The 6,968-nt window shown below is 60.6% G+C and carries 8 protein-coding genes; 1 reads left to right on the top strand and 7 read right to left on the bottom strand.

Annotation, left to right across the window (positions count from 1 at the left end; translation table 11 throughout):
* The 7 genes from AC1D1Z_RS31830 to AC1D1Z_RS31800 all read right to left on the bottom strand — a co-directional run.
* Positions 1 to 674 (bottom strand): phage major capsid protein (locus AC1D1Z_RS31830; protein WP_477852834.1); only part of this gene is annotated, 674 nt, incomplete at its 3' end.
* Between the two features lie 16 nt (positions 675 to 690).
* On the bottom strand, positions 691 to 1,764 hold the full coding sequence (locus AC1D1Z_RS31825) for a hypothetical protein (protein WP_477852832.1): 1,074 nt from the start codon (positions 1,762 to 1,764) through the stop codon (positions 691 to 693).
* A 35-nt stretch (positions 1,765 to 1,799) separates the two neighbouring features.
* Positions 1,800 to 2,111 carry a hypothetical protein gene (locus AC1D1Z_RS31820; RefSeq protein ID WP_477852830.1) on the bottom strand — a complete coding sequence of 104 codons (312 nt, stop codon included), beginning with the start codon at positions 2,109 to 2,111 and terminating at the stop codon, positions 1,800 to 1,802.
* Positions 2,112 to 2,122: 11 nt separating this feature from the next.
* The gene (locus tag AC1D1Z_RS31815) at positions 2,123 to 4,204 is read right to left on the bottom strand and encodes a hypothetical protein (protein WP_477852828.1); all 2,082 of its coding nucleotides are present in this window, start codon (positions 4,202 to 4,204) and stop codon (positions 2,123 to 2,125) included.
* Positions 4,204 to 5,775: a terminase gene (locus AC1D1Z_RS31810; RefSeq protein WP_477852826.1), complete on the bottom strand. Its 1,572-nt coding sequence runs from the start codon at positions 5,773 to 5,775 to the stop codon at positions 4,204 to 4,206. Before AC1D1Z_RS31810 ends, AC1D1Z_RS31815 begins: the two co-directional genes overlap by 1 nt.
* Positions 5,741 to 6,214, bottom strand: a complete 474-nt coding sequence (locus tag AC1D1Z_RS31805) for a terminase small subunit-like protein (RefSeq protein ID WP_477852824.1) — start codon at positions 6,212 to 6,214, stop codon at positions 5,741 to 5,743. Before AC1D1Z_RS31805 ends, AC1D1Z_RS31810 begins: the two co-directional genes overlap by 35 nt.
* Positions 6,215 to 6,286: 72 nt before the next feature.
* Positions 6,287 to 6,523, bottom strand: coding sequence for a spike base protein, RCAP_Rcc01079 family (locus AC1D1Z_RS31800; protein WP_007627056.1), 237 nt, complete (start codon positions 6,521 to 6,523; stop codon positions 6,287 to 6,289).
* 118 nt (positions 6,524 to 6,641) lie between these two features.
* Here AC1D1Z_RS31800 and AC1D1Z_RS31795 point away from each other — a divergent pair.
* On the top strand, positions 6,642 to 6,968 hold a 327-nt coding region (locus tag AC1D1Z_RS31795), incomplete at its 3' end, for a hypothetical protein (RefSeq protein WP_477852822.1).

Genomic DNA, 6,968 nt, shown 5'->3' with positions numbered 1-6,968 from the left:
TCCCAGTAGAGGCGGAAGAAGTTGTTGTCGGCGACGACAAGATCAGGCGCGTCGGAGCCGCGAACGCAGGACATGTAGAGCCGGTTCATGTAGCTCTGGATGTTTGCATTCGTGGCGGCCGCACCACCATCGGCCGAGGCCGAGAATTTCTGGTTGCGCCAGAAACCCCAGGTGGCGCGCGAGATGCCGCCGACGGTGCCTGATGTCGGAGAGGTCGAGATCAACAGCTGCAGGCCGCCGATCTGACGCCCGCCATCGGCGGTGCCATCGGAATAGCAGTCGAGCGCGATGTTGTTCTTCAGCGTGGTTTCGGCGTTCTCAATGCGCTGTTCGAGCAGATCGAGGACAGCGTCCTCGCCTGAATTCTGCAGCTGTTCGAGGCCGGACATGGAGACGGCGACCGCGGCCTGCTTGAGGTCGTATTCAGCAGCGGTGATGACGTCGGAGGGCTGGACGTTCAAGATATCGTAGCCGGAATAGCGCTTGAAGGTGCTGTTTTCCTGGTACTGCAGTTCCTGGACGATGGTGCGGCCGCCGGAGATGGGCTTCTTGCGGCCGCGGCTGTTGAGACGAGAGAGAAGACCGTTGTTCTTCGTCACGTCATCGGCGACCGTGCCGCTGCGGTTCCGCAGCGTCGTGGTCACGATTTCAGAGAGATTTGGCGAAACGGGCATTGATCACTTCCTTTGATCACACCTGACCGCGGGCAGCGTGCATAGCGCTGCGGAGCGAGTCTCGGATGGTGGTTGGCTGGCTGGCTGTTGCGTCACGGGAAGGACCGGGCGCCGATGAGCCAGAAATGGAGCGAGATGCCTTGCGGGCTTGATCGGCCGCTGCGGCTCTGTGGGCATTTGGATCGGGCGCCGGTTGTGCAGTCTGGCTGATCAACTGCTGACGAATGTCCGGGCGCATCCAGCATGCGGCGTCGTAGGCGTCCTTGAGGCTCGATGCTCGCCCTGCGCTGATGAGGGCAACCATGTCGTCGAGAACGGCTTCGGCGTGCACGTTTGCTGGGTCGGAAATGAAGGCATTGACCTGAGTTTCAGTGTCTCGTTTCCGAAGTACCTGTTCAACCGTTGCCTCGACGTTGACGGGCTGAGGCGCTGGCTGTTGCTGGGCCTGTTGCGGCCGGCGCTGCAGGATTTGGTCCTGCTGCCCGGCGACGAGGGCCTGAAGATTGACGCCGGCCATCCTGGCGACGTGAATGACTGTGTTGACCGGGTCGCGAATGAGCGACTGTTCCCAGTCGATCGCCTTCCGCATGACATCGGCATGTGTCGTGCCGGCCTGCCTGACGATGGGCGTGAATTCCTCAAGACCCTTGTAATCCTGGAGAACCCGGAAACCGTTGTCGACCTCCTGCTCTCGCTTGGCGACGGCGGCCTGCACCTCGGGCGGCAGGGTCCCGAATTGGGCCTTTGCCTCAGCCGACCAGCCAGGGGGCACACGGTGCGTCGTTGCGGCCGGCTGCTGTTCGGGCGCCACGGCTGGCGTCTGTGCGGCTGCTGCAGCTGGTGCATCTGCTGGCTTCGGCGATGCTGCAGCGGCCTGCTGAGCCGCTGGAACGGTCGCGCCCTTGTCCGGCTCCTTCGGGGCAAAGCGGCCGTGCTCATCGCGCTGGCGATCCGTGCTGCTGGACGCCGAGACGTTACCGTCGGCGCTGTCGATCGCGGCCCTGAGGCTGTCGCGGATGCTGATCGGCTTTTCGGTGGACGTGCCGAGGTCTTCGCTGCCGTTGCCGGCCTCGTTAATCAGGTCTTCCATGTCGGATGTTTCCTATTTCGGGGATTGATGCCCGTTCAGGCGTTGTATTCGGCGTGAACTCGCCGCAATTCGCTCCGGATCTCGTTACGATCCGTTTTTGGCTTCTCGATCGGCTGGGGCTTTTCATTGCCGATCTCGACGACGCCGGCCGCCCGGTAGGCGGAGCGCAGCTTGGCTTTCGAGCTGTAATGCTGGCCGTCATGCATCGACTGGATATCGATGCTGTCGCTGACGAAATGCGGCGCCGGCAGATCCGACTGTGCGGGGTTCTGCGCCGGCATGCAGTTGTGCGGCCATTTGTCGAGCTGGTGCCAGCCGCCGCAGACGCGGCAGTATCGTTCTCTCATGCTTCCCTCGTTCACTGGTAGGCTGGTGGCTGTTGCTGGAACTGCTGCAGTGCCTGTGCCGCCATGTCGCTACGCGCCTGCTCTATCGTGGTCTGATGCTCGATTTGCGCTTGGGCGACGCTGAGCTGGGCTTTCTTTTCCTCGGCGCCGGCCTTCACCTGCGCCGTCTTCAGATTGATCATCTGCTCGGGCGTGGGCTCCGGCGGAGGCTTGGGAGCAGTCGCCGATTGGGAGAGCTGCGCGCCGACCTGCTCCAGTGTGTTTTCGAGTTGACGCCCTGCCCTGAAGCCACGAGCTGCAAACAGCAACGTCTCGACCATGACAGGGACAAGCATCGGCGTCTGCTGTGCTATCGCGCCCGCCTGCTGCATGAAGCCGCCGACCATCTGCACGAATTCCATGCGGCGCTGCTTTTCGGCATCCTCGTCCGGCTCGATCGTCGAATCCGTCTCGATGTCGATCCTGAAGCCCCGCACACTGTCATTGCGGAGCAGCTGCACGACTTCATCAATCGTTGGCTGCTCCATCATCTTCTGCATTTCAGGCGGCAACTGGGGAGGCTGCGGCGGTGGTGCTGGCTGCCCCATCTGCTGAGCTCGCATCGCTGCCTGCTGCTGCGCCATCTGCTGCTGTTGCATCTGCATCTGGACCTGCTGCTTCTGCGCCGCGGTCGGAAGCTGGATACCGCTGACGAGCATCAGCGTCTCCGGCTGGAACTGGTCGCAGATGATTTCGCCGGCGAGGTTGACGATATCCCGTGCAAACCGTGCCAGTTCGGCCTGGCGGTCGCGGATGCGGATAGAACCCCACTGGCTTTTGATGCGCTGCGCCGTCGCCGTCTCGGAGGCCTGAGTATCGCCGCGGACGATGTCCGAGATACCGGTGATCTGATAGACGTCCTCCACAAGCTGCTTGCGCACCTCGATGCAGGCCACGATGACCTTTTGAACCTGATCGATAGGCAGCGTCACGATAGCGTTGGAGCCGCCCTTGTCAGTGAATGCGGCCCATTCCGGGATCGGCACCATCACCGTGTCATTGTCGGGCCGCATGGCCTTTTCGATTGCCGGCGATACCGAACCGTCACCTGATGGATAGAACACCTTCAAGCGGAGCTGATCCGTCAGCTTGTTGATGCGCTTCGTCAGAACGTCGATTTCGTCGCATTGGCCCTGGTAATAGACGTAGTCAGGCACCGGGATAAGCGAGCTGGTCGACAGTGTTCCGAATGCCGGCCGCGGGCACGGAAAGAAGCGCGCCAACTTCAGCGGCGGCTCCGATACCTCCAGAGCCACGGGCGAACCCTCGGCGATCCAGACGGTATAATTCTCGCTCTTGCACCAGATTTCCCAGACGTATGTCTTACCCTCGTTCTGAGCGCGTTCGGTCTGGTTGGTCCCGTGATTGGAGCCGGCACCGTTTGCAGCCAGGCTTGCCCGCCCCTCGGGAAAGCGTTTGTCGAACTCCTCGTCTGTCATGGGAACGCGTCGCGCCACCCACGTCACATCCTTCCAGCGGCGAGCCGGCGAGTGCAGGAAGTCCGACCAGTGGACATAGTCCATGCAAACCCGTTCATCGGTGATCTGCTCAGGCGTTGGGGCGCCATCATCGCCCTGCATGTCCAGAACCGGCGCATTCGAAGGTTCAACACCTATGTCGAGCGGCTCGAAATCTGCCTCGTACCGCAGCCAGACCGTACCGCGGGCGCAGAGCAAGAAGTCATCGCGCACAGCCCGCATCAGCGAATCCAGATCCGCATCATCGGCCGTGAACGCAAGATTGCGCTCGACCAGCTCCGAAGCCATGCGCGCGACCGGCTGAGAGTCCTTGAAGCGCCGCTCGACGACGGGCTGCGGGACACGGGCATAGACAGCCGGCTGCAGAACCGAGATGTTCGCCCACAGCATCGGGAATCGACGTTTCGCGCTCTGCTGGTCGGCCTGCTGAAGGTAGATCTTCTCAATCTTGGTGCAGCGATCGATCCAAGATTTGAAGTATCGCTGTCCGCGCTCAAGCTCCTGCTGCCAGTGCGCGCCAACCTTTGCCAGGTCGTACTGCTCACCGCCCGGCAATGTCGTGGCTTCGTCGTCCATCAAACGTGCTCGCTCTGGGTCGGTGTGGAGTTGACGAAATCGTTGAACGTCATGGTCTGGAACGTCCGCAGCGGCTTTGGTTCAGGCTTGAGCGGTTCGGCCGCCAATCCGGTGAAGATGATCGCAAGCCCCCCGAAGGCGTCGGCGCCGTGAGATGCCCAGTTGTGCAGGGGAACGTCGCGGAACACGCTCAGATCCTCGTCCCATTCTTTTCGGTAGTTCCGCAGGCACTTGATGCCCTGAGTGCATCCCGCCTGGTCGAACTCGATCTTTGCCAGGATGCGCCGCGTGCCGTTGATGCGGTCGTGGACGTAAGCACGCTCGATCTTGCGCACAGTGCCCAGGTTTCTCGCCTTGACCTCCGCCAGCATCACCTCGATGCGGGTCATGCCGCCGCGCGTCCATTCCCTGACCTTGATGTCATGCGGCATGTTGTGCACGCCATAGACATAGCCGTACTCGGCGCCGCGCCGCTCCAGCTCGTCGAGCATGCCGTCCATGCCGGTGCCAGTGTGTTCGAAGTAGCCGATCATCCGAACGCGGCTCGGGAGCACCTGGAAGAGCCAGACGCTGTTCGTGTCGTCCATGCCAATGTCGGATATCGTGTGAACAGGGTAGCCCGCCACATGCGGATAGATGCCTATGCGCTCCTCGGCGTCGGCCACCGCCATCTGATCCGAATAGTATGCACCCTCTACGCTGGCTTCGAACGCCTCCGCCGGCGACGACGGATATTCGCGCTTCATGTCCCCGAGCTGCGTTTCAGCCTTTTTGACGTACCAGGCCTTTTGACCATCCGTCAGTTCGATACCCTGCTCGGCCAAGGCGTGGAAATACTTGGCGAACGCGTCCGTGATGATGACGCCGGCGGGATCGATCGAATATTGCGGCTCTTTCCACCACGGGAAGAAATGGAACTTGAAATCGAGTGGCGTCAGCGCTGATGCCTGGCGGTGCTTTACCTGGGCGTCCTCGCAGAGATTGTAGAAATGCCCCTCCTGCCCCTCGGCAGTGCTTTCTATGAACACCAGCTGCCCAGCCTGGACGGTGTTGAGGGCGCCGGTTCGGACCTCCCTCGCCTTCTCCGGATACTTGGCGCAGAGCTTCCCATACTCCGAGATATGGAGGTATTGCAGCGTGCCCGATCGGAGCGAGGTGCCGACGCGGATGCTTGAGTTGTTCCCCAGAAGCAGTTCTGTCTGGTTATCCCTAACGATCGGCACCGCTTCCCGGATACCCTCGGGCAGGTTGTCGTAAGGGTATTTCACCTTGTCCCGAAAGATGGTCTGCGCATCACCAAGAGTGTGCGCTATCGTACCAGCGCGGATGTCTCGATTGAATACGCAGGCATCGAGCATAAAGATCTGGATGAACGTCGTCAGCCCGAGCTGGCGCGCCTTCAGCAGCACATTCAGATAATGCATCTGCTCGAAGAAAGTCATCTGAGCCCAGTTCATTTCGAACCGGACCCGTTTGCCTTCCTTGTCGGTGATCCAGTAGAGGTTGTTCAGACGCCAGCGCCAGTCCGAGAACTGATCAACTGCCGCTTGGAAGTCCGCGGGTCTTGCCATTGATAGCTTCCAGCAGCTGCGACACCTCGCCGGTCACGCCGTGTTCCAGCTCGACCTTGGCGCCATACTTCTTCGGCTTCAGCTTCTCGGCAATCCACTGCCGTGTCGAGATGCGGAGCTGCGAGCGTCGAAGCGCCTCGCCGTTCTCCTGCCATCCGGTCGATTCACCGTCGGCGTTCTTCTTTTCCATCCAGTCGTTCGTGCCGTCGTCGGCAATCTCGACCATCTCGTCGACGAAGCCGTCGGCCTGGATCTCGCGCGCCTGCGCATACTTGGTCCGAAAAGCGGTCTTGTCGTCATCAGCCAACCAAGCGAGGACGGTCGACTTTGCCGGCATGGCGTCATCCCTGCAGATCGATCGCAGGCTTTCGCCGTCAGCGATCCGCTCGCAGATGATGTCAGCAAGGGTATGCGTGAACTTAGTGGGTCTGCCTGTCATGGTCCTGCCTTCTGATCGGCGGGGCTGCTGTAACGTGACGTAACGTGACGTCACCGTGACGGATTGTGACGCCTAGAACAGCGCGATGATGTTGGAAGCCGTGGTTCCGGTGAGCGCCACGATGGCGGCATGAACCGGCAGGATCGTCCCGGCCGGCACGCTCTTGAAGATGACGGGGTCCATATCCCTACGCGGCGCAATGGCTACGTCGCCGGCCGTGCCGATGTAGAGGGCTCGGGCGCCGACAATGGCGGAATCGTTCGGCGTTACCGCTGCGGCTCGTGAGGCGGGCGCTATTGAAGGATCCATTTGGTTCTCCTTGGTCGATTGCAGATTAGACCGCTAATCAACTTCTACTGATTTTGTGTAACTCGACTAAATCAACTTAATCGTGCAAGCTGGCCCATTTCCAATGTGGGAGGGGATCATGATCACTGTAACTTTGCATACAGACCAGCAGGTTGAGATCGACGGAACTCGCGTTCAAAGAATCCGACGCGCGACCAGAGGTGAAAATCCACTAGGCAAAAACTCAAAGGTCCTGCTGACCCGTATCGATTGGGATGACCTTTACTATGTGAAGGACGATCTGCGGGAACTGGCAGAACGAGTCGCTCAGGAGCTACCCACGCTCGATACTCTCGACACGCCGGCACTCGGCCAGTTTTGGTTCAATGCAAAAATATCGGCTGGTCCAAGGCATCTTAGCCAAGGTTATCGTAGAGACGGCGTTAGGTCCGCTCTGTCGATCGGC

This window comes from Rhizobium sp. P1_E1 (assembly GCF_056406015.1).
This window is presented reverse-complemented; position numbering and strand designations above follow the sequence as displayed.

Coding starts and splice junctions, on each gene's coding strand:
- AC1D1Z_RS31825 (WP_477852832.1), bottom strand. CDS start 1,764: ATGGAAGACCTGATTAACGAGGCCGGCAACGGCAGCGAAGACCTCGGC.
- AC1D1Z_RS31820 (WP_477852830.1), bottom strand. CDS start 2,111: ATGAGAGAACGATACTGCCGCGTCTGCGGCGGCTGGCACCAGCTCGAC.
- AC1D1Z_RS31810 (WP_477852826.1), bottom strand. CDS start 5,775: ATGGCAAGACCCGCGGACTTCCAAGCGGCAGTTGATCAGTTCTCGGAC.
- AC1D1Z_RS31800 (WP_007627056.1), bottom strand. CDS start 6,523: ATGGATCCTTCAATAGCGCCCGCCTCACGAGCCGCAGCGGTAACGCCG.
- AC1D1Z_RS31815 (WP_477852828.1), bottom strand. CDS start 4,204: ATGGACGACGAAGCCACGACATTGCCGGGCGGTGAGCAGTACGACCTG.
- AC1D1Z_RS31805 (WP_477852824.1), bottom strand. CDS start 6,214: ATGACAGGCAGACCCACTAAGTTCACGCATACCCTTGCTGACATCATC.